Origin of the sequence: Erwinia sorbitola, assembly GCF_009738185.1 — a bacterium.
GTDB lineage: Bacteria > Pseudomonadota > Gammaproteobacteria > Enterobacterales > Enterobacteriaceae > Erwinia > Erwinia sorbitola.
This window is the reverse complement of record NZ_CP046509.1, coordinates 3,274,766-3,295,590: the sequence shown is the minus strand read 5'-3', so window position 1 is coordinate 3,295,590 and position 20,825 is coordinate 3,274,766. Positions and strand designations below refer to the sequence as shown.

The 20,825-nt window shown below is 52.9% G+C and carries 17 protein-coding genes and 6 tRNA genes; 3 read left to right on the top strand and 20 right to left on the bottom strand.

Annotated features, from left to right (window positions below):
- The first annotated feature begins 217 nt into the window (after positions 1–217).
- Complete coding sequence (locus tag GN242_RS14885) at positions 218–700, top strand: zinc ribbon-containing protein (RefSeq protein WP_154752149.1); 483 nt, start codon at positions 218–220, stop codon at positions 698–700.
- Between the two features lie 61 nt (positions 701–761).
- Here GN242_RS14885 and GN242_RS14880 read toward each other — a convergent pair whose 3' ends face one another.
- The 9 genes from GN242_RS14880 to miaB all read right to left on the bottom strand — a co-directional run bounded on the left by GN242_RS14880 (position 762) and on the right by miaB (position 10,198).
- Positions 762–1,487: an amino acid ABC transporter ATP-binding protein gene (locus tag GN242_RS14880; protein ID WP_154752148.1), complete on the bottom strand. Its 726-nt coding sequence runs from the start codon at positions 1,485–1,487 to the stop codon at positions 762–764.
- Positions 1,488–2,165, bottom strand: a complete 678-nt coding sequence (gene gltK, locus GN242_RS14875; RefSeq protein WP_154752147.1) for a glutamate/aspartate ABC transporter permease GltK — start codon at positions 2,163–2,165, stop codon at positions 1,488–1,490.
- Positions 2,165–2,896, bottom strand: a complete 732-nt coding sequence (locus GN242_RS14870) for an amino acid ABC transporter permease (RefSeq protein ID WP_154752146.1) — start codon at positions 2,894–2,896, stop codon at positions 2,165–2,167. Before GN242_RS14870 ends, gltK begins: the two co-directional genes overlap by 1 nt.
- Before the next feature lie 270 nt (positions 2,897–3,166).
- A complete protein-coding gene (locus GN242_RS14865) occupies positions 3,167–4,096 on the bottom strand; it encodes an amino acid ABC transporter substrate-binding protein (protein ID WP_154752145.1) in 930 nt (309 codons plus the stop codon).
- Positions 4,097–4,498: 402 nt separating this feature from the next.
- The gene (gene lnt, locus GN242_RS14860; RefSeq protein WP_154752144.1) at positions 4,499–6,034 is read right to left on the bottom strand and encodes an apolipoprotein N-acyltransferase; all 1,536 of its coding nucleotides are present in this window, start codon (positions 6,032–6,034) and stop codon (positions 4,499–4,501) included.
- A gap of 7 nt (positions 6,035–6,041) precedes the next feature.
- Complete coding sequence (corC, locus tag GN242_RS14855) at positions 6,042–6,920, bottom strand: CNNM family magnesium/cobalt transport protein CorC (RefSeq protein WP_154752143.1); 879 nt, start codon at positions 6,918–6,920, stop codon at positions 6,042–6,044.
- Between the two features lie 126 nt (positions 6,921–7,046).
- Positions 7,047–7,514, bottom strand: coding sequence for an rRNA maturation RNase YbeY (gene ybeY / locus GN242_RS14850; protein WP_154752142.1), 468 nt, complete (start codon positions 7,512–7,514; stop codon positions 7,047–7,049).
- Complete coding sequence (locus tag GN242_RS14845; protein ID WP_156287743.1) at positions 7,511–8,575, bottom strand: PhoH family protein; 1,065 nt, start codon at positions 8,573–8,575, stop codon at positions 7,511–7,513. Before GN242_RS14845 ends, ybeY begins: the two co-directional genes overlap by 4 nt.
- Positions 8,576–8,773: 198 nt before the next feature.
- Positions 8,774–10,198 carry a tRNA (N6-isopentenyl adenosine(37)-C2)-methylthiotransferase MiaB gene (gene miaB / locus GN242_RS14840; protein WP_154752140.1) on the bottom strand — a complete coding sequence of 475 codons (1,425 nt, stop codon included), beginning with the start codon at positions 10,196–10,198 and terminating at the stop codon, positions 8,774–8,776.
- 185 nt (positions 10,199–10,383) lie between these two features.
- Here miaB and ubiF point away from each other — a divergent pair, with 185 nt between their 5' ends.
- Entirely contained in the window at positions 10,384–11,562 is a 1,179-nt protein-coding gene (ubiF, locus tag GN242_RS14835; RefSeq protein ID WP_154752139.1) for a 3-demethoxyubiquinol 3-hydroxylase, read from the top strand.
- 150 nt (positions 11,563–11,712) lie between these two features.
- On the opposite strand, the gene GN242_RS14830 is transcribed toward ubiF, so the two are convergent.
- The 11 genes from GN242_RS14830 to nagB form a co-directional block, all read right to left on the bottom strand.
- Positions 11,713–11,787: transfer RNA gene (locus GN242_RS14830), tRNA-Gln, on the bottom strand.
- A gap of 66 nt (positions 11,788–11,853) precedes the next feature.
- Positions 11,854–11,928, bottom strand: a tRNA-Gln gene (locus tag GN242_RS14825).
- 7 nt (positions 11,929–11,935) lie between these two features.
- Positions 11,936–12,012: transfer RNA gene (locus GN242_RS14820), tRNA-Met, on the bottom strand.
- Between the two features lie 41 nt (positions 12,013–12,053).
- Positions 12,054–12,128 (bottom strand) — tRNA-Gln (locus tag GN242_RS14815).
- A 23-nt stretch (positions 12,129–12,151) separates the two neighbouring features.
- A tRNA-Leu gene (locus GN242_RS14810) sits at positions 12,152–12,236 on the bottom strand.
- 10 nt (positions 12,237–12,246) lie between these two features.
- Positions 12,247–12,323, bottom strand: a tRNA-Met gene (locus GN242_RS14805).
- 221 nt (positions 12,324–12,544) lie between these two features.
- A complete protein-coding gene (asnB, locus tag GN242_RS14800; protein ID WP_156287742.1) occupies positions 12,545–14,209 on the bottom strand; it encodes an asparagine synthase B in 1,665 nt (554 codons plus the stop codon).
- Positions 14,210–14,485: 276 nt separating this feature from the next.
- Positions 14,486–15,238 (bottom strand): HAD-IIA family hydrolase, encoded by a 753-nt coding sequence (locus GN242_RS14795; RefSeq protein WP_154752534.1) that lies wholly within the window; start codon positions 15,236–15,238, stop codon positions 14,486–14,488.
- Between the two features lie 22 nt (positions 15,239–15,260).
- Positions 15,261–16,481: a DNA-binding transcriptional regulator NagC gene (gene nagC / locus GN242_RS14790; protein ID WP_156287741.1), complete on the bottom strand. Its 1,221-nt coding sequence runs from the start codon at positions 16,479–16,481 to the stop codon at positions 15,261–15,263.
- 7 nt (positions 16,482–16,488) lie between these two features.
- Complete coding sequence (gene nagA / locus GN242_RS14785) at positions 16,489–17,637, bottom strand: N-acetylglucosamine-6-phosphate deacetylase (protein ID WP_154752136.1); 1,149 nt, start codon at positions 17,635–17,637, stop codon at positions 16,489–16,491.
- Between the two features lie 99 nt (positions 17,638–17,736).
- Positions 17,737–18,537: a glucosamine-6-phosphate deaminase gene (gene nagB / locus GN242_RS14780; RefSeq protein ID WP_154752135.1), complete on the bottom strand. Its 801-nt coding sequence runs from the start codon at positions 18,535–18,537 to the stop codon at positions 17,737–17,739.
- Between the two features lie 338 nt (positions 18,538–18,875).
- Here nagB and nagE point away from each other — a divergent pair, with 338 nt between their 5' ends.
- The gene (gene nagE, locus GN242_RS14775; RefSeq protein WP_156288288.1) at positions 18,876–20,822 is read left to right on the top strand and encodes a PTS N-acetyl glucosamine transporter subunit IIABC; all 1,947 of its coding nucleotides are present in this window, start codon (positions 18,876–18,878) and stop codon (positions 20,820–20,822) included.
- The last annotated feature ends 3 nt before the right edge of the window (positions 20,823–20,825 follow it).

Below are 20,825 nucleotides of genomic sequence, written 5' to 3'. Positions count from 1 at the left end.
AGTAGCCAGTAGTCCTTTGTATAAATTTTTTTCGTGTTCGTTCAGATCCGCATAGCATAGCTGATCCGCCCCCGGGGCAACAACAGTAAGCGTCCTGCCGGATGGCATTTCTCTGCAAGCTGGAAGCGCGGCGGCAAAATTTAGTGTGAAAACATGGGAATTTGCTATCAGCAACTAGAATGAGGAGAAACGCTTTCGTTATCAATAAGGAGTGTCTATGAACAAGGTTGCTCAGTATTATCGTGAGCTGGTCTCCTCCATGACTCAACGCCTTGAGCGTGGAGAACGCGACATCGACGCTCTGGTGGAGAGCGCCCGTCAGCGAATGCAAAACCGGGGAGAGTTAACCCGTAGTGAAATTGATGATGTCAGTCGGGCTGTGCGCCGCGATCTGGAAGAGTTTGCCCGCAGCTATGCGGAAAACCAGGATGAACTCAGCGACAGCGTATTTATGCGGGTAATCCGTCAGAGCCTGTGGAAAGAGCTGGCAGATATCACCGATAAGAGCCAGCTGGAGTGGCGCGAAGTTTTCCAGGATCTGAACCACCATGGTGTCTACCAAAGTGGCGAGGTGGTAGGGCTGGGTAATCTTGTCTGTGAACAGTGTCAGTTTACCCGGGCGATCTATACGCCAGAGGTGCTGACACGCTGCCCGGAATGCAACCATGACCAGTTTGTACGTCAGCCGTTTGAGCCGTAAACCAATCCTGGCTCCGGGGAAAATAATGAATGCAGGGGGCGGGCATACCGACCCCTTCGGGTTAATGCAGTATCTTGGCGAGGAAGTCTTTGGCGCGTTCCGACTGCGGATTATTAAAGAACTCATCCTTCGGTGAATCTTCAACAATCTTTCCTTCATCCATAAAGATCACCCGGTTTGCTACCTTGCGCGCGAAGCCCATTTCATGGGTGACCACCATCATTGTCATGCCTTCATTCGCCAGTTCAACCATTACATCCAGCACTTCATTGATCATTTCCGGATCCAGCGCCGATGTCGGTTCATCGAACAGCATTGCAATGGGATCCATACAGAGCGCCCGGGCAATTGCCACGCGCTGCTGCTGACCGCCGGAGAGCTGGCCGGGGAATTTATTGGCATGAGCGGCCAGTCCCACACGTTCCAGCAGTTTCAGGCCTTTCTGTCGCGCTTCTTCTTTATTACGTTTCAGCACTTTTACCTGTGCCAGCGTCAGGTTCTCAACGATCGAGAGATGCGGGAACAGCTCAAAATGCTGAAATACCATACCGACTTTAGAGCGGAGCTGTGCAAGATTGGTTTTCTTATCGTTAACCGCAGTGCCGTTTACCTCAATCAGCCCCTTCTGGATAGGTTCAAGGCCGTTCACCGTTTTGATTAGCGTCGATTTCCCTGAGCCTGAAGGGCCACACACCACCACAACTTCGCCTTTCTTCACTTCGGTTGAGCAGTCGGTCAGCACCTGAAAGTGACCATACCACTTAGAAACATTTTTCAGGGTAATCATTTAAGCAGTCCTTTTTTTCTTTAAATAGCTGACCAACAGTGATGCGCTCAGGCTGATAACGAAGTAAACCGCACCGGCAAACAGCACCATTTCAATTTCAGTACCGTTATTCACGCCGATGGTATCGGCAGTACGGAAGAAGTCCGCGAGGCTCAGAACGTAAACCAGTGATGTATCCTGGAACAGGACGATGCCCTGGGTGAGCAGCAGCGGCACCATGGCACGAAACGCCTGCGGCAGGATGATTAGCTGCATCGCCTGCCAGTTGGTCATGCCCAGCGCCAGCGCGGCGTTGCCCTGACCGCGAGCGATACTCAAAATACCTGCGCGGATAATCTCTGAGTAATAGGCCGCTTCAAACAGTGAGAATGCCACCATCGCGGAGATAAGACGAATATCCGTCTTCGGCGACAGCCCGAGTACCTGTTGCAGGAAGCTCGGCACCACCAGGTAGAACCACAGCAGTACCATTACCAGCGGAACAGAGCGGAACAGGTTGACGTAAATTTTGGCGAACCAGCTGATGGGCTTGAATGATGACAGGCGCATAACCGCCAGCAGGGTGCCCCAGACGATACCGAAGATGACCGCAGTGACGGTAATTTTCAGCGTAACCACCATACCCGCCCATAAATAAGGCAGGTTGGGAACAATGGTACTCCAGTCAAACTCGTACATTATTTGCCCCCCGGCAGACGGACTTTGCGCTCAACCAGCCCCATCAACAGCATGATCACCGCATTGATGGCGATATAGGCGAGGGTAATTGCCGTGAACGACTCATAGGCGTGTGCGGAGTAGTCCAGCAATTTCCCGGCCTGCGCGGCCATATCAACCAGCCCGATAGTGGAGGCAATGGCTGAGTTTTTGACCAGGTTAAGCATCTCTGAGGTCATTGGCGGCACAATCACCCGGTAGGCGTTCGGCAGCAGTACATAGCGATAGGTTTGCGGCAGCGTCAGGCCCATTGCCAGGCCGGCATTTTTCTGGCCGCTGGGCAGGGACTGAATAGCGGCGCGCACCTGCTCACAGACGCGGGCTGCGGTAAACAGGCCGAGACACAGCACCGAACAGGTGAAAAACTGGATATTCGGATCGATTTCCGATTTAAACCACATGCCGATACCTTCCGGCAGCAGTTCCGGTACCACCAGATACCAGATAAAAAATTGCACAATCAGCGGCACGTTACGGAACAGTTCAACGTAGCAGGTGCCGAGGCCGGAAAGCAGGCGGTTAGGAACCGTTCGCAGAATACCAAACAGGGAGCCAACTAACAGAGCGATGAGCCAGGCGCAAACGGAGACGGCGATGGTGACCTGAAAGCCAGACCATAGCCAGCCGAGATAGGTGGTGTTACCAAATGGGGCCTCTTGCAGGAATATTCCCCAGTTCCAATCAATAGACATAAAATACTCCGGAAAAAAAGGGTAGCAGACGCTACCCTGAAGATTGATGAGAGGCTCAAATAATCTCCTTCTTTGAGCGGCTTTCCAGCTACTCAATTCTTGCGATTATTTTTAATATGCGCAGCGGGGAACGACCGCGTTGCATCTTCGCCAGGCTGCATGGCTTAAGCCCTGTCCGCCTGACTGTGTCTGTCCGAGCCTGTTTTCAACAATCGTAGGGCGGCGCACCGCCCTGTTGACACGCGAACGTCTCTGCGTGTTTTTTCTTTATTAATTCATTGCCTTGTCGTTAGGCGTTTTGAACAGGGCTTTCATGTCATCAGACAGGTCAAAGTCCATGGTCATGTTTTTTGGTGGGATTGGCTGTTTAAACCATTTGTCGAACCACTTAGTGGCTTCGCCAGAGGTCTGCGCCTGCGCGATGGTTTCATCCATCAGCTTTTTAAACTCGCCGTCGTCTTTACGCAGCATACAGCCGTAAGCTTCGTGAGACTGAGGGGTGCCGAGAATTTCCCAGTTGGCCGGTTTTTTCGCTTTAGCTCGTTCGCCTGCCAGCAGGGCATCATCCATCATAAACGCGACCGCGCGGCCGCTTTCCAGAGTGCGGAAAGAGTCACCGTGATCTTTCGCGCTGATAATGCGCATACCCAGTTTCTTCTCTTCATTTAACTTGTTGAGCAGAATTTCTGAGGTGGTACCTGAGGTGACAACGACGCTTTTGCCTTTCAGATCGGCGAAGTCTTTAACTGGCCCGCCTTTTTTCACCAGCAGACGCGTACCCACTACGAAGATGCTGTTAGAGAAGCTGGCCTGTTTCTGGCGTTCAAGGTTATTGGTTGTCGAGCCACATTCGAAATCGTAGGTGCCGTTCTGCAACAGCGGGATACGGTTCTGAGAGGTAATTGGCAGCAATTTAACCTGAAGGTCAGGCTTGTTCAGTTTTTTCTTGATAGCGTCAACAATTGCGTTGGAGTAATCCTGAGAGTAACCCACCACTTTCTGCTGGTTGTCGTAGTAGGAGAACGGGACGGAGGATTCACGGTGGCCAACGACGATTACGCCGTTTTTGGCAATTTTTTCCAGGGTAGACGCTTGCTGTTGTGCATCAGCAGCGGCCTGTGGTTTTGCATCCTCAGCCTGAGCTATACCGGAGGCTAACCCAGCCAGTGCAAGGCAAAGCCCCAGTTTCCGTAATTTCATTTTCCAACTCCTTTGCAGTTGTAGCGCGCAATAAACTTACGCCGACATGATGTGATGTGTGTTTCCTGCTAGTTATCTGTTTTATTCAGACTTATAAGCGGTGCCTTTCCCCAATAACATAGCTGAATGTTAATGGCGTGATACGAAAAAGTTTCTTTTTTGCGAGGTGCGCCGCACCAATTCAGTGCGGTTTTATCCGCAATGCTTCGCAAGGGTGCAGTTACTGCGCCATGGCGGTGCGGGAGCGATTTCGTATCGACTTGTTATCGGGCTGACACACGTTTCACGGAAATATTTTGCAATCATCGTGCCAACGGCGGTTTTTTAACAGAAATGCAGCATAAGCTGTGGGGGGATGTGAGGATTAAAATGCAGGGCGAGGCATGCCTCGCCCGGGTGGAGTTATGAACGGCGTGAACGCCAGGTGCAGAACAGACCTGTCAGAGCAAACAGCAATGAGATCGCCCAGATACCCCAGTTACCAAAACGCGCATAAGGCGTTAGTCCGGTGGCTGGCGTTACTTTTGCCGCCAGCACTTCCGCTTTGAACTGCGGAATAATCTGCGCAATATCACCATCAGCACCAACCACTGCCGTCACACCGTTGTTAGTGCTGCGCAGCAGTGGGCGACCCAGCTCCAGTGCGCGCATACGCGCCATTTGTAAATGCTGCCAGGGGCCAATGGAGTGGCCAAACCAGGCATCATTAGAGATGGTCAGCAGGAAGTTGGTATCCGGCCTGAAGTTGTCTCGCACCTGCTGGCCCAGCACAATCTCGTAGCAGATGGCGGCGGTAAGGTTGTAGCCAGCGACCTGAAGCTGCGGCTGTACGTAGTCACCACGGCTGAAAGATGACATCGGCAGGTCAAAGAACGGTGCCAGCGGCCGCAGCAGTGTTTCCAGCGGTACGAACTCGCCAAACGGCACCAGGTGATTTTTCTGGTAGCGATTTTTGCTCAAATAGCTGTATGGCTGTGATTCACCCAGCACGATAATCGAGTTGTAATCGTGGTAGCGATTGTTTTCGAGGCGTGAATCAACAATTCCGGTGACCAGGCTGCTGCCACCAGAGCGCAGCTGCTCATCAATCGCCTTCAGGAATGGCTGTTGACGGGTTTCCAGATCAGGAATCGCTGATTCCGGCCAGATGATTATCGGCGCTTTACCTACAAACGGGCGGCTGAGAGCGGTGTAGGTTTTCAGCGTATTAATCAGCTGATCCGGATCCCACTTCATCGACTGCTCAATATTCCCCTGCACCAGCGCCACTTCTACCGCACGTTCGGGTAACGGCTGGAACCAGCTAATCTGACGCAGCGGCCACGGCAGCAGCAGCAGTGCCAGAGCTGCAATACCAGCGGCCAGGCGACGTTTAAGCATCGCATAGACGGCAAGCCCGGCAATAATCATCAGCAGGAAGGTGATGCCTTCGACGCCCAGCAGCGGAGCCAGGCCTTTCAGCGGGCCATTAATCTGGCTATAGCCAAACTGTAACCACGGAAATCCTGTCAGCACCCAGCCGCGCAGGAACTCGGTGATTTGCCACAATACCGGCGCAGCGAGGGCGAGGCGCAGCAGCGTGGTTTTCGGGCTAAGGCGGTTGAGCAGGGCGGCAAACAGCAGGGTATAAAGAGAGAGGTAAGCTGCCAGCAGTATTACCAGGAAAACGTTGACCGGGCCTGGCATACCGCCAAAGGTGGCGATGCTGACGTAAACCCAGTTGATGCCGCTGCCGAACAGGCCCATACCCCAGACGAAGCCGATGGCGCTGGCCTGGCGAGTGGTACGGCTGAGTGTCAGCGCCTGCAGGCCAATCAGCGAGACTAATGCCGCGGGCCAGAAATCATAAGGGGAGAAAGAAAGGGTGCCAATGGCACCCGTGATTAGCGCTAAAAGCAGGCGAACCCGCTGGCGCTGATATAATGAGGCAATTGCCATAAGTCGGTTACTCTTCCAGAGTCGGTTGCGGCGAATTTTCCGGGATTTTGACGTGAACCTGAATAATACGACGGCTGTCTGCCATCGCGACTTTAAACTGGTAACCATCGATCTCTATGCTTTCACCGCGTGCTGGCAGATGGCCAAAGCCCTGCATAACCAGACCGCCGATCGTATCCACTTCTTCATCGCTGAAGTGGGTGTTAAAGACCTCGTTGAAGTCTTCAATTGGCGTCAGGGCGCGAATGGTATAGGTGTGGCGGCTGAGTTGGCGAATATCACGATCTTCTTCATCGTCGTATTCGTCTTCGATTTCACCCACGATCAGCTCAAGGATATCCTCGATAGTGACCAGGCCGGAGACGCCACCAAATTCGTCAATCACAATCGCCATATGATAGCGCTGTGAACGAAACTCTTTCAGCATCCGGTCAACGCGTTTGCTTTCCGGAACCACAACCGCAGGACGCAGCACCTTGTCCATGCTGAACGGCTCAGATTCACTGCTCATAAACGGCAGCAGATCTTTGGCCATCAGGATGCCTTCTACATGGTCTTTGTCTTCGCTGATTACCGGGAAGCGCGAATGAGCCGATTCAATAATCACCGCCAGGCACTCTTCCAGGGTCTGGTTACGCTTCAGCGTGACCATCTGGGAGCGGGGGATCATGATGTCGCGTACACGCTGCTCGGCGATATCCATCACGCCTTCCAGCATATCCCTGGTGTCCGGGTCGATCAGGTCATTCTGCTCAGAATCCCGGATCAGCTCCAGCAAATCATCGCGGTTTTTCGGCTCACCATGGAACAGCTGGTTGAGAATCAGCGTAAAAAATCCCTTTTTGCTACTGGGACTGTCATTGTTTTGTGAATGGTCATCGCTCATGGCGTTTTTGAGTTTGTCTCTCTATTAGGAAATCGGCTGCCCGGTGGAGGCGCAGGCGTGATGGCCGGTACAGCTTAGTTAGCTGAATGCACGGGGCACTCTTTGCAGGCTGTACAGGCCAGGTACTTATTCTTTCTCCGAAATGTACGGATCGGGATAGCCAAGAGCAAGCATTATCTCGGTCTCCAGCGATTCCATCTCTTCGGCTTCGTCGTCTTCGATATGATCATAACCCAACAGGTGCAGGCTGCCGTGGATCACCATGTGCGCCCAGTGGGCCTCAGGCGCTTTTTCCTGCTCTGCGGCTTCCTGTTCCACAACCTGCCGGCAGATAACTAAATCGCCCAGCAGCGCCAGCTCAATGCCCGGAGGGGCCTCGAACGGAAACGACAGCACGTTGGTCGGTTTATCTTTACCACGATAGGTGTGATTGAGCTCATGGCTTTCTGCTTCATCAACAACCCGGATGGTGACTTCACTCTCTGGCTGAAACTGCGGAAGCACCGCCTCCAGCCAGCGTTGAAAATCGGCTTCAGCCGGCAGTCCCTGTTCGCTCTCGCAGGCGAGTTGCAGATCCAGAATCACATTACTCATTTGTTCTCCTGTGAGGCCTGCTGCTGGGCAGCGAGGGCTTCACGTTTACGTTCTTCGGCCTGAGTATCGCGCCGTTTTTGATCGGCAGCTTCCCAGGCTTCATATGCAACAACGATGCGCGCAACCACAGGATGGCGCACCACGTCTTCGCTGTGGAAGAAGTTAAAGCTCAGTTCATCCACATCAGACAGCACCTCAATAGCATGGCGCAGGCCGGATTTCAGGTTACGCGGCAGGTCAATCTGCGTCACGTCACCGGTGATCACCGCTTTTGAGTTAAATCCAATACGGGTCAGGAACATCTTCATCTGTTCGATGGTGGTGTTCTGGCTCTCATCCAGAATGATAAACGCATCGTTCAGCGTACGGCCACGCATATAGGCCAGCGGCGCAACTTCAATCACATTACGTTCAATCAGCTTTTCGACGCGTTCGAAACCAAGCATCTCGAACAGGGCGTCATACAGCGGACGCAGGTACGGATCAACTTTCTGGCTCAGGTCGCCAGGCAGGAAGCCGAGTTTTTCACCGGCCTCAACCGCAGGGCGTGTCAGCATAATGCGGCGGATCTCCTGGCGTTCAAGAGCATCCACTGCGGCAGCGACCGCCAGATAAGTTTTACCTGTCCCCGCAGGGCCGATACCAAAGGTAACATCATGGTCGAAGATATTGGCGATATACTGTGCCTGATTCGGCGTACGCGGCTTAATCACACCACGTTTGGTTTTGATATGAATCGCTTTGCCAAACTCGGGCACGCTGTCGGCAGTCTGTTCAAGCACGCCGCTCTCTTTAATTGCCAGATGAATCTGTTCCGGATCGATATCCGGGATATGGCCGCGCACGGGCGCAGTATCCACATAAAGATGACGCAGAATATCCACGGCGGCATGAACGCTCAGTGCGCGTCCAACCATCTTAAAGGCATTTTCACGGCGGTTGATCTCAATACCCAGTCGGCGTTCCAGCAGTTTGATGTTGTCATCAAACGGGCCGCACAGGCTCAACAGCCGGGCGTTATCGATGGGTTCCAGCGTTACTTCACGTGTTTCAATATTCAAACTAATCCTTTGGGTCACACAGGGCCAGGTTGATAAATGGATGACAGTCCGGGCTTGAGCGCGGTAAACGAATTATTTATGGCAGCACGAAAAGCTGCAAGCGTCTGGGTGGATATTTGGGCGCGTCAGTCAGAAAGCAAGTGTAGCGCAATGAAATCGTGCGGCGAACCCGGAAGGCACGCCGCAATTATCGGGGGATCAGGGCTGGAAGGTGCCGACGCCCAGCTCGTTCTCTTTGCGCGTACGCGCAATGACGGAGGCGGGGGTTTCGAGAGTGCGCAGATCCATCTGCTCTTCACCACGCACGAAAATACCGCGCAGAGAGTTAGCGTAGACGTCGACAATTTCCACATCGACGAACTTTCCAATGTGCTCAGGGGTGCCTTCAAAGTTCACCACGCGATTACAGGCAGTTCGGCCCGATAACTCCATCACATTTTTACGTGAGGTGCCCTCGACCAGAATACGCTGTACGGTGCCGAGCTTACGGCGGCTCCAGGCCATGGCCTGCTGGTGGAGGCGATCCTGCAGGATATACAGGCGCTGTTTTTTCTCCTCTTCGGAGACGTCATCCGGCAGGTCGGCCGCCGGGGTGCCCGGCCGCGCTGAATAGATAAAGCTGTAGCTGGTATCAAAATTGATTTCGCCTACCAGCTTCATGGTCTGCTCAAAGTCTGCCTGGGTTTCGCCAGGGAAGCCGATAATAAAGTCTGAACTCATCTGGATATCCGGACGGGCAGCAACCAGTTTACGAATGATCGCTTTATACTCCAGCGCCGTATGCGCACGCTTCATTAGCGTCAAAATACGGTCAGCGCCGCTCTGTACAGGCAGGTGCAGGAAACTCACCAGCTCTGGCGTATCGCGGTAGACATCAATGATATCGTCGGTGAATTCGATCGGGTGGCTGGTGGTGAAGCGGATACGGTCGATGCCGTCAATCGCCGCGACCAGGCGCAGCAGCTCGGCGAACGAACAGATACCGCCGTCAAAGGTTGCACCGCGATAGGCGTTAACATTCTGCCCAAGCAGATTCACTTCACGTACACCCTGGGCGGCCAGCTGGGCGATTTCGAACAGGATATCGTCTGAAGGGCGGCTGACTTCTTCTCCGCGCGTGTAGGGAACCACACAGAAGGTACAATACTTGTTGCAGCCTTCCATAATCGAGACAAATGCGGTTGGCCCTTCCGCGCGTGGCTCAGGCATCCGGTCAAATTTTTCAATTTCCGGGAAGCTGACATCCACCACCGGACTTTTCGTGCCGCGCACGGTGTTGATCATTTCTGGCAGACGGTGCAGGGTTTGCGGGCCAAAGACGATATCCACACAGCTGGCGCGCTGGCGCAGCTGGTCGCCTTCCTGAGAGGCCACGCAGCCGCCAACACCGATGATGACGTCTGGGTTTGACTCCTTCAGTTTTCTCCAGCGGCCAAGCAGAGCGAAAACTTTTTCCTGGGCCTTTTCACGAATTGAACAGGTATTAAGCAGCAGGACATCGGCATCTTCCGCCGTATCGGTCAGGGTGTAACCATGGGTGCTGTTTAACAGGTCTGCCATTTTGGATGAGTCGTACTCATTCATCTGACAGCCCCAGGTTTTGATATGTAGTTTTTTTGTCATCGACTTGCCATTTGTCATGCAGAAAGAAGTGCGGGGCGCGTATTGTTGTGCTTCGCTGCCAGTGAGGCCGGTGTTCTGTATGTCGCAGAAAAATCCGGTACACTTACGGACGATCAGGATAACAGAATTCTGCCGGTGAGGTGTAGTTGCACAGCACGCGTGATACGGCCGGAGAAGGAAAAAAAATGACGGAAATAAAGCATAAAGTGGATGTGGCCATCGTTGGTGGCGGCATGGTAGGTGCCGCGCTGGCGAGTGGGCTGACGCAGCAGGGTTTTCAGGTGGCCGTGCTGGAACAGGAAGCGCCGGCGGCATTTGACGCATCAGGCCATCCTGATGTGCGGATTTCGGCCATTGGCGCCGCTTCCGTGGCGCTGCTGAAGCAGCTGGAAGTGTGGCCTGCGGTGCTGGATATGCGCTGTGCCCCTTACCGCAAACTGGAGACCTGGGAGTGGCAAACTGCGCATGTTGCATTTGATGCGGAGTCGCTCGGTTTACCTGAGCTGGGCTATATGGTGGAAAACAGCGTGTTGCAGCGTGCGCTGTGGCAGCGTTTGCAGCAGCAGCCGGTTGAGCTGCTTTGTCCGGCCCGTCTGCGTGATTTAAAGCAGGTTAACGACGGCTGGCAGCTCCTGCTGGACAATGACGAGACGTTGACCGCCCGGCTGGTGGTGGGGGCCGATGGCGCTAATTCGCAGGTACGTCAGTTAGCGGGTATCGGTATTCACGGCTGGAACTATGCGCAGTCCTGTATGTTGATCAGCGTGCGCTGTGAACAGGATGCCGGCGACACTACCTGGCAGCAGTTTACGCCGGAGGGGCCGCGAGCTTTCCTGCCGCTGTTCGACCGCTGGGCTTCGCTGGTGTGGTATGACAGCCCGGCGCGGATTCGCCAGCTGCAAGGGATGACGATGCCTCAGCTCCAGAAGGAGATTCAGGCGCATTTTCCGGCGCGCCTCGGCCGCGTTACGCCGGTTGCTGCCGGATCATTCCCGCTGGTTCGTCGCCACGCCACGCGCTATGTGCAGTCCGGTCTGGCGCTGGTCGGCGATGCGGCCCACACCATTAATCCGCTGGCAGGGCAGGGCGTTAATCTTGGCTACCGCGATGTTGATGCATTAATCAGCGTGTTAAGTGAGTCGCGTTTGCGTGCGGAAGACTGGGCATCAGAAGCGGTATTACAGCGCTATCAGCGTAAACGTCTGAAAGATAATCTGCTGATGCAAACCGGCATGGATCTGTTCTATTTCACCTTCAGCAATCAGGCGGCACCGTTAAAAGTGCTGCGTAATCTGGGGCTGATTGTGGCGCAGCGTTCCGGGGCGTTGAAACGGCAGGCGCTGCGTTACGCGTTAGGGCTGTAATCGATCTCGTCACGCGGCAGGAATGGCGCGTGACGGGCAAAGCTCACAACTCACGCACTTATTGTGGTTTTTAAACAGCCATTAAGTTTTTTGAGCAGTGACCAAACGACAGACGTAAAAAAGCCCGCTTGCGCGGGCTTTTTTACTTTGTGGCTGGGGTGCAGGGATTCGAACCCCGGAATGCTGGTATCAGAAACCAGAGCCTTACCACTTGGCGACACCCCAATTTTTATGCGACTGGCGAACCAGGCGTCTTTTTCTTTGCGACTCGTACTACCAGCCGTCTAAATATGGCTGGGGTGCAGGGATTCGAACCCCGGAATGCTGGTATCAGAAACCAGAGCCTTACCACTTGGCGACACCCCAATAAAATTGGTGGCTACTACGGGAATCGAACCTGTGACCCCAGCATTATGAGTGCTGTGCTCTAACCAGCTGAGCTAAGTAGCCTAATTTTACTGCTTTACTATACTAACACACTTCTAAAAAAATGGCTGGGGTACCTGGATTCGAACCAGGGAATGCCGGTATCAAAAACCGGTGCCTTACCGCTTGGCGATACCCCATCCGTGCAAACCGCTGTTGGAAATGGTGCGGGAGGCGAGACTTGAACTCGCACACCTTGCGGCGCCAGAACCTAAATCTGGTGCGTCTACCAATTTCGCCACTCCCGCGCAAAAAAGATGGTGGCTACTACGGGAATCGAACCTGTGACCCCAGCATTATGAGTGCTGTGCTCTAACCAGCTGAGCTAAGTAGCCTTCTTTTTTCGCGTAACCTTCTGCGGCGTTGCGGGGCGCATTATGCGTAGTTGGCCTAAAAGCGTCAACTAGTTTTTTCCCGTTTTTTGTCACAATCGTGTTGTTTGGCTGCCTTGTGACCAGGATGTCGATAAAATCAACGAATTCTGATGCTAACAGACGCAACGGTTAAATAAAAACGGGCCACAATGGCCCGTAAGAGATAAACCATCCGGAACGTATTAGTAAGCGGACTGGTGTACGCCCACAGCGCGACCTGATGGATCGTCCATGTTTTTGAACGCTTCATCCCATTCTATTGCTTTAGCGGACGAACAGGCCACTGACGGGCCGCCAGGGACGCATTCTGCCGCGCTTGGCAGAGGGAACAGTTCTTCAAAGATTTCACGATACAGATACGCTTCTTTCGAGGTCGGCGTGTTGTACGCGAAACGGAAATGCGCTGTTTGCAGCTGCTGGTCGCTGATCTGCTCTGCGGCCACTTCTTTCAACGTATCAATCCAGCTGTAGCCTACGCCGTCAGAGAACTGTTCTTTCTGGCGCCATGCTACGCTTGCTGGCAGGTAAGACTCAAAACACTCGCGCAGAATGTGTTTTTCCATTTTACCGTTGCTGCCACACATTTTGTCTTGTGGGTTAATGCGCATTGCCACATCCAGGAATTTCTTATCCAGGAACGGTACACGAGCTTCAACACCCCATGCGGACATGGCTTTGTTAGCACGGGCGCAGTCAAACATATGCAGGGCATGCAGCTTGCGCACGTTTTCTTCGTGGAATTCGCGGGCATTCGGCGCTTTATGGAAGTAGAGGTAGCCGCCAAACACTTCATCAGCACCTTCACCCGAAAGCACCATCTTAATGCCCATTGCCTTGATCTTACGCGACATCAGGTACATCGGCGTGGAGGCGCGGATGGTGGTCACATCATAGGTTTCAATGTGGTAAATCACATCGCGGATAGCATCCAGACCTTCCTGCACGGTGAAATGGATTTCGTGATGCACGGTACCCAGATGTTCTGCCACTGCTTTTGCGGCGGTCAGATCCGGTGAACCTTCCAGGCCAACGGCAAAGGAGTGGAGCTGTGGCCACCAGGCTTCGCTTTTATCCTGATCTTCAACGCGCTTCGCGGCATAACGTTTGGTGATGGCTGAAATAATAGAGGAGTCGAGACCTCCGGAGAGCAGCACGCCGTATGGCACGTCAGACATCAGGTGACTTTTCACCGACTCTTCCAGCGCATTTTTCAGCGCAGTAGCATCGGTAGTGTTGTTTTCTACTGCTTCATAGTCAAACCAGTCGCGCTGCCAGTAGCGGCAAATTTCGCCGTCGGTGCTGGAGAGGTAGCTTCCCGGCGGGAACTCTTTCATGGTGCGGCATACCGGCACCAGCGCTTTCATTTCGGAAGCGACATACAGGTTGCCATGTTCGTCGTTGCCCATATACAGCGGGATAATCCCGATGTGGTCACGGCCAATCAGATAGGTGTTTTTCACCGAGTCATACAGGATAAAGGCAAACATACCTTGCAGGTCATCAAGGAAGTCGATGCCTTTTTCCTGATACAGCGCGAGGATAACTTCACAGTCAGAGTCCGTCTGGAACTCATAACGGTCGCTCAGTTCAGCGCGCAGTGCCTGATGGTTGTAAATTTCACCGTTTACCGCAAGAACGTGGGTATGTGCTGCGTTGTATAGCGGCTGCGCGCCGTTGTTCACGTCAACGATCGACAGACGCTCATGGGCGAGGATCGCATGGTCATCGGCATAAACACCAGACCAGTCCGGGCCACGGTGACGCATCAGACGTGAAAGCTCCAGGGCTTTCTTGCGCAGTTCAGCAGGATCGGTTTTCAGATCGAGTACACCAAAAATAGAACACATATACAGCTCCCTAACGACTTACCTTACGGTGATGATATTGGTTTAAAGCGACAGTTATCGCGTCATGTATAAGAAAATGCGCTAACCCGACAGGTGATGCAAGTAATTTAGGCATTAGGTGAAAAATAGAGTGTTGACCGCCGTTAATTCTTAACGAATATTCAGTTTTGGGAGGTTTTTATTGTTGGATCGACAAAAAATGGCAAAAAGCGGAGAGAAAATGGTCAGATAAAAGGCCTGATGCCCGGCTAAACGGGCAACAGAACTTAAAAAGACTTAAATGATGTCAATATCGGCAACGGAAGGATAGATCCACGTAGGGCGGAATGGCATAGCGTCGACGTCACTCAGCGTCGAAACGCCGGACAGAACCAGGATAGTCTCCAGGCCTGCCTGGAAGCCCGCAAGAATATCGGTGCGCAGGTTGTCACCGACAATCACTGTCTCTTCCGAGTGCGCCTGAATTTTGTTCAGCGCTGCACGCATAATCCACGGGCTGGGTTTACCAACGTAGAAGGGCTGACGGCCAGAGATCTTTTCAATACCGGCACACAGTGCGCCACAGGCAGGGGAGAACCCATGACCACGGCTGTCCGGATTAGTGGCGATAAACCGCGCCCCGTTTGCCACAAAGAAAGCGGCCTTGTGCATCATATCCCAGTTAAATGAGCGTGTTTCACCAACGATAACGAAGTCAGGATTGATATCGGTAATGGTAAATCCGGCTTTATATAGCTCATGAATCAGCGCCCCCTCGCCAACGACATAGGCTTTTTTGCCTTCCTGTCGCTTGAGAAAGTCCGCCGTTGCCATGGCTGAGGTGTAGAACACGCTTTCCGGCAGTTCAATTCCGGCTGAAGCAAACCGATTCGACAGATCCATCGCGGTCTGAGAAGGGTAATTTGTCAGTACCACCAGCGGCATGTTGTTACCGACGATACGTTGTAAAAACTCACGTGCGCCGGGTATGGCTGTATTGTCGTGCATCAGCACGCCGTCAATATCGCAGATTACGTTTTTTATCGTCATGCGTTCAGAGTCCATCATTCAATTAACCTTCCAAAAGGCGCTGAAGCAGGATCCCGTTGAGCATGGCACGTTTTGCCAGCGCAAAAGCACCAATTGCCGATCGGTGATCTATCTCCGAACGAACAACGGGAAGATTTTTACGGAATGCTTTCAGTGCCTGAGTATTGATGCAGCCTTCGATAGCAGGAAGCAGCACTTTATCTGCTTCAGTAATTTCACCGGCAATGACTATTTTTTGCGGATTGAACAAATTGATGGCAATGGCGACCGCTTTTCCCAGGTGACGGCCAACGTGCTCGATAACCTCTGCTGCCAGCGCATCGCCGCGATTGGCGGCGCGGCAGATGGATTGTATATGACAATCGTCCAGGCTCAGGGTACTGGGATAACCCTGCGTCAGCAGATGGCGCACCCGGTGCTCGATGGCACTATTGGCAGCAATGGTTTCCAGACAGCCAAAATTTCCACAGTGGCAGCGTTCCCCTAATGGATCGACCTGAATATGCCCCAGCTCGCCTACGTTACCGTTGCTGCCGAGGAAAATCTGACCGTTGGCGATAATCCCGGCCCCGGTTCCACGGTGGACACGCACCAGAATGGAGTCAGCACAGTCGCGTGATGCGCCAAAATAGTGCTCTGCCAGTGCCAGGCTACGAATGTCGTGGCCGACAAAACTGGTGACGTTAAACCGCTGCTTCAGATTGGCGACCAGCGGCCAGTGGCTGACGCTGATATGCGGCATATAGCGAATAATGCCATTGCTTGGGTCAACCAGGCCCGGCAGGATCACGGAGATGGCAATCAGCTCACGTAATTTGCGTTGATGCAGTTCGCTAAAATCAGCAATGGCCTTAAACAGTGCGTTTTCGAGAGTTTCCTGGGTACGCTCCGGCAGCGGGTAGTGCTCCTCTGCCAGCGATTTTCCGCTCAGGTCAAACAGGGTGACGGTGGCATCATTGCGGCCCAGCCGCACGCCGATTGTATTAAAGCCGCGGGTTTCAGCGATGATGGAGATGGCGCGGCGGCCTCCGGTGGAGGCCTGCTGGTCAACTTCTTTAATCAGACCGCGCTCAATAAGCTGGCGCGTGATTTTGGTGACACTGGCGGGCGCAAGGTGGCTGTGCTCGGCAATCTGGATTCGTGAGATAGGGCCTTGCTGATCAATCAGCCTGTAGACGGCTGCGCTATTAAGTTGTTTAACTAGATCAACATTTCCAATTTGAGCCTGGCCGCCAGTGGTCATTAAATATCTACTCGCTAAAGACCTCGTTACCGTTAACGATAGTCCGGGTGATTTTGTAGTCACGGGTAAACACCGTCAAATTGGCCACTTTTCCGACTTCAATTGACCCTAATTGAGTGTCTACCCCCATTGCGCGGGCTGGATACAGTGTTGCCATACGCAGCGCCTCATCAAGGGAAATGCCTACATGTTCGACGCTGTTAGCTACAGCTTCAATCATAGTTAACGCAGATCCGCTCAGAGTGCCGTTCTCGTCAACACACAGCCCGTCGCGATAGTATATTGTTTTACCAGCAAAAATGAATCGATCAATAGCAGCGCCTGCGGGTGCAGTGGCATCGGTGACCAGAATCAGTTTATCGCCTTTAATTCGTTTAGCGTTACGAATGTTTGCGTAATGCACGTGCAGGCCATCAGCGATAATGCCGCACCATACATCCGGAGAATCAAACAGCGCGCCAATCAGGCCTGGTTCGCGGCCGCTGGTGGCGGGCATGGCATTGTAAAGATGCGTTGCAAACGAGACTCCGGCATCAATACCGGCAAGGGCTTCATCGTAGGTGCCGTATGAGTGACCGGCAGAGATCACAATTCCGGCATCGCGCAGCTGACGAATAACGGCAGCGTCTACCTGTTCCGGCGCAAGCGTAATTTGACTAATAACATCCGCATTGGCACAGAGGAAGTCGACCAGTTCTTTATCAGGTGAACGGATCAGGTCAGGATTATGCGTACCTTTTTTCAGCGGGTTTAACCACGGGCCTTCCAGATGCAGGCCCAGTGCCTGATGACTGTTCTGCGCCAGCCAGGCACGCATCACTTCAACGGCACGCTTCATCAGTTCATCGGTGCTGGTAATCAGCGTAGGCAGAAAGCTGGTGCAGCCAGATTTTTCGTTCGCTTTCTGCATGGTATGCAAAGTTTCTACACTAATTGCAGAAATATCATCGTTAAACTGCACGCCGCCACAGCCATTAAGCTGTAGATCAATAAAGCCAGGGGCAATAATTGCTCCGTCGACCTGACGAGTTTCGATGCCTGGGGGCAGCTCCTCCAGCGGACAGATGCGCTCAATCAGGCCATTGGCGACCACCACCGCATGCCGATCGAGAATTTTATGGCCTGTATAGATACGGCCCTGGGTTAACGCGTACATAGTTGTTCTCCTGACTTACTGATATCTCTTGTCCTGCCGGTGGGGGAGTGGCCCCGCCGGCAGGCACCGTACTGAAATGATGACAGCGATCAGGAATGATCACAGATCTTTAATGTTTCCAGCTTCCATCTCGCGGAAATATTTAACGGTTTTCATCTTCAATTCCATGGTGGCGGGTTCGTCACACACCACAACGGCTTTAGCATGTAATTGCAGACAGCTGATAGTCCACATATGGTTCACATTGCCTTCAACGGCAGCCTGCAGCGCCTGCGCCTTAAGGTGACCGGTAACCAAAATCATGACTTCTTCCGCATCGAGTAATGTGCCCACACCGACGGTCAGCGCATATTTTGGTACCTGATCAACGTCGCCACCGAAGAAACGGGAGTTGGCGATGCGGGTATCGTGCGTCAGCGTTTTAATACGGGTACGCGAAGCCAGAGAAGAAGCAGGTTCGTTAAACGCGATATGGCCGTCATTGCCTACGCCACCCATAAACAGGTGAATTTTGCCGTATGCGCGGATTTTTTGCTCATACTGGCGACATTCTTCGTCAATATCCGGCGCATTACCGTTCAGAAGGTTAATATTTTCACTCGAAATATCAACATGATCAAAAAAGTTCCGATACATAAAGCTATGATAGCTTTCCGGATGCTCTTTAGGCAGGCCGACATATTCGTCCATATTGAAGGTCACTACATGCTTAAAGCTAACCTGGCCCGCTTTATGCATCTCAATAAGGTGTTTGTAAGCTTCCAGTGGGGTACCACCGGTAGGTAAGCCCAGCACGAAGGGGCGATCAGCAGTAGGGTTAAACGCATTAATACGATTAACGATATGGCGTGCTGCCCATTTTCCGACCTGGGCTGGCGTTGCCAGAGGAATCAGTCTCATGTTGCACCTCATTTTATAAGCAGAGTTGGATATAGGTTTAAAACGGGGCTCTGTCTGCGCTTTCGGTAAGCGTAACGCGATTACCGTCACGGAGCAGAGGAATTTGTCCGTTTTGATTTTTCGAATCATAAAATAAGTTTGTGCAGTTAGCCAGTCACATGCTAACAATAATGCGTTTTTAGGTGATTTTAGTCACATAAATGGCCGTTTAATTTGCGAAGCGAATTAATTTTTTCTTACACTCCGTTTCGTGGTGTGTAGTGTCGAACTGAATTACAAAAGCCGTGAAAAAAAACAGACGGTTTTTGCCGCCTTAACGGGTCTCATAGGGGGAAATGGTGAATATTCTAGGATTCTTTCAAAGATTAGGGCGGTCGTTACAGCTGCCAATCGCGGTGCTGCCTGTTGCTGCACTGATGCTGCGCTTCGGCCAGCCAGATTTACTTAATATGCCGTTTATCGCCCAGGGCGGTGGAGCAATCTTCGACAACCTTGCGCTGATCTTCGCTATTGGTGTGGCCTCAACCTGGTCTAAAGACAACGCCGGTGCTGCCGCGCTGGCTGGTGCAGTCGGTTACTTTATCCTGACCAAGGCGATGGTGACCATCAACCCTACGGTTAATATGGGCGTGCTGGCGGGGATTATCACCGGCCTGATCGCCGGTATGACCTATAACCGCTGGGCCGATATTAAACTGCCTGACTTCCTGAGCTTCTTTGGCGGCAAACGTTTTGTTCCTATTGCGACGGGCTTCTTCTGTCTGGTGCTGGCGGCGGTGTTTGGCTACATCTGGCCTCCGGTACAGGCTGCCATCCATGCGGGCGGCGAGTGGATCGTCTCTGAAGGCGCGTTCGGTGCCGGTATCTTCGGTTTCGTTAACCGTCTGCTGATCCCAACCGGTCTGCATCAGGTGCTGAATACCATTGCCTGGTTCCAGATTGGTGAGTTTACCAATGCTGCCGGTGCGGTGTTCCACGGTGATATCAACCGCTTCTACGCAGGTGATGGCACTGCCGGTATGTTTATGTCCGGTTTCTTCCCGATCATGATGTTCGGTCTGCCGGGTGCCGCGCTGGCGATGTATCTGGCTGCTCCAAAAGCCCGTCGTCCGATGGTTGGCGGTATGCTGCTCTCCGTAGCGGTGACTGCATTCCTGACAGGGGTGACCGAGCCGCTGGAATTCCTGTTTATGTTCCTGGCGCCGATGTTGTATCTGATCCACGCCGTCCTGACCGGTATCAGTCTGTTTGTTGCCACTACACTGGGTATTCACGCCGGGTTCTCCTTCTCTGCGGGCGCCATCGACTATGCATTAATGTATAAACTGCCAGCGGCCAGCAGCAATGTCTGGTTACTGCTGGTGATGGGGCTGGTAGCGTTTGTGGTTTACTTCGTGTTGTTCAGCGCCGTGATCCGCATGATGAATCTGAAAACCCCGGGTCGTGAAGATGAAGGCGACCTGCTGGTGAAAGATGAAGCTAACAGTAATACCGAAGAGGGCTTAAGCGAGCTTTCCCGTCAGTATATTGGTGCCATTGGTGGTTCAGATAACCTGAACGTTATTGACGCCTGTATTACCCGCCTGCGTCTGTCGGTAAAAGATGCATCCCGCGTGAACGATGCGATGTGTAAACGTCTGGGCGCATCCGGCGTGGTCAAACTGAATAAACAGACCATTCAGGTGATTGTCGGCGCGAAAGCGGAGTCTATCGCCGAAGAGATGAAGAAACAGATCGCCAAAGGCCCGATTGCCGCTGCTGCGGTGAGTGCTGCTCCTGTTGCTTCCGCACCCGCTCCACATGCGGTGCCGAATGCAGCCAAAAGCGTTATTGCTACGCTGGTTGCTCCGGTTAGCGGTACTGTTGTAGCCATCGAGCAGGTACCGGATGAAGCGTTTGCCAGTAAAGCGGTGGGTGACGGACTTGCTATACTGCCAACCGGCACCACGGTAGTGGCTCCGGCTTCCGGTACGCTGGTAAAAATCTTTAATACTAACCATGCGTTCTGTCTTGAAACCGAAAAAGGCATCGAAATTGTGGTGCATATGGGGCTGGATACGGTAGCGCTGGAAGGTAAAGGCTTCACTCGCCTGGCTGAGGAAGGTTCTGCGGTAGTGGCGGGGCAGCCAGTGCTGGAAATGGATCTTGCGTTCCTCAACGCCAATGCCCGCTCGATGATCAGCCCGGTAGTGGTCAGCAATATCGAAGATTTTGCTGGTTTAACGCTGCTGGCAGGCGACACCGTGGTAGCAGGTGAGACACGTTTGTACGAAATTAACGGCTAACTT

Bases quoted from the DNA above. Each gene is read 5' to 3' on its own strand.
- GN242_RS14885 (WP_154752149.1), top strand. From the start codon at position 218: ATGAACAAGGTTGCTCAGTATTATCGTGAGCTGGTCTCCTCCATGACT.
- GN242_RS14880 (WP_154752148.1), bottom strand. From the start codon at position 1,487: ATGATTACCCTGAAAAATGTTTCTAAGTGGTATGGTCACTTTCAGGTG.
- gltK (WP_154752147.1), bottom strand. From the start codon at position 2,165: ATGTACGAGTTTGACTGGAGTACCATTGTTCCCAACCTGCCTTATTTA.
- GN242_RS14870 (WP_154752146.1), bottom strand. From the start codon at position 2,896: ATGTCTATTGATTGGAACTGGGGAATATTCCTGCAAGAGGCCCCATTT.
- GN242_RS14865 (WP_154752145.1), bottom strand. From the start codon at position 4,096: ATGAAATTACGGAAACTGGGGCTTTGCCTTGCACTGGCTGGGTTAGCC.
- lnt (WP_154752144.1), bottom strand. From the start codon at position 6,034: ATGGCAATTGCCTCATTATATCAGCGCCAGCGGGTTCGCCTGCTTTTA.
- corC (WP_154752143.1), bottom strand. From the start codon at position 6,920: ATGAGCGATGACCATTCACAAAACAATGACAGTCCCAGTAGCAAAAAG.
- ybeY (WP_154752142.1), bottom strand. From the start codon at position 7,514: ATGAGTAATGTGATTCTGGATCTGCAACTCGCCTGCGAGAGCGAACAG.
- miaB (WP_154752140.1), bottom strand. From the start codon at position 10,198: ATGACAAAAAAACTACATATCAAAACCTGGGGCTGTCAGATGAATGAG.
- ubiF (WP_154752139.1), top strand. From the start codon at position 10,384: ATGACGGAAATAAAGCATAAAGTGGATGTGGCCATCGTTGGTGGCGGC.
- asnB (WP_156287742.1), bottom strand. From the start codon at position 14,209: ATGTGTTCTATTTTTGGTGTACTCGATCTGAAAACCGATCCTGCTGAA.
- GN242_RS14795 (WP_154752534.1), bottom strand. From the start codon at position 15,238: ATGACGATAAAAAACGTAATCTGCGATATTGACGGCGTGCTGATGCAC.
- nagC (WP_156287741.1), bottom strand. From the start codon at position 16,481: ATGACCACTGGCGGCCAGGCTCAAATTGGAAATGTTGATCTAGTTAAA.
- nagA (WP_154752136.1), bottom strand. From the start codon at position 17,637: ATGTACGCGTTAACCCAGGGCCGTATCTATACAGGCCATAAAATTCTC.
- nagB (WP_154752135.1), bottom strand. From the start codon at position 18,537: ATGAGACTGATTCCTCTGGCAACGCCAGCCCAGGTCGGAAAATGGGCA.